Below are 842 nucleotides of genomic sequence, written 5' to 3'. Positions count from 1 at the left end.
TTTATTTCTGTCCAAAACGTGTTGATGATTGGTTTGCCCGCGAGAACCTACCAAAAACCTTCTTTAACTGAAATTCGCATCCTATCTTATAACAAGATTCCAAAATAACTATGTACTTATCCACTTCACCTGAGCTGATCCAATCCTATAGAAAGGATGGGTATGTTATCCTTCGAAATCTGTTCACAGCAGCCGAGGTAGACAAACTCTATAGTACTGCGCTGGAAGATGATGCCATGCGCAAAAATGCACTCGACCTAAATGATCAGACCGGCAAGAAAACAAAGCTTTCATTGTGGTTTACACCCGGAAATGATGTCTTCGGGTACATGACGCGAAGCAATAGGATTATTCGTTCCATAGAACCTTTGCTGGATAGCGATACGCCTGTTTGTCACTTTCATTCTAAACTGATGCAAAAGGAGCCAAGGGTTGGCGGGGCGTGGGAATGGCACCAGGATTACGGCTACTGGTATAAAAATCAGTTTATGTTTCCCGATCAATTGATCAGTGTTATGGTGGCACTTACGCCAGCGAACAAGGAAAACGGATGCCTTCAGATAATAAAAGGATCACATAAATTGGGTCGGGTCAATCATGGTTTTGCAGGCGAACAGGTGGGTGCCGATCTGGTCTTTGTGAACAATGCCTTAAAAACGATGGAGTTGATTTACTGCAATCTTAATCCCGGTGATGCGCTGATCTTTCACAGTAATCTTCTGCATCGGTCCGAGGCTAATCTTTCGGATAAACCGAGATGGTCAATTATTTCGTGCTACTGTTCCCAATCCAATCTTGCCTACAATGAAACATCCACAGCGTGGAAAATTCCGGTTGATCTG

At 43.5% G+C, this 842-nt stretch carries 1 protein-coding gene; it reads left to right on the top strand.

Features of this window, described 5'->3' with window-relative positions; translation table 11 throughout:
• Nucleotides 1-110 precede the first annotated feature (110 nt).
• Nucleotides 111-842: phytanoyl-CoA dioxygenase family protein (locus tag JNK74_28380; GenBank protein MBL7650105.1), on the top strand; the 732-nt coding region annotated here is incomplete at its 3' end.

This window comes from Candidatus Hydrogenedentota bacterium, assembly GCA_016791475.1.
Taxonomy (GTDB): Bacteria; Hydrogenedentota; Hydrogenedentia; order Hydrogenedentales; family JAEUWI01; genus JAEUWI01.
This window is presented reverse-complemented; position numbering and strand designations above follow the sequence as displayed.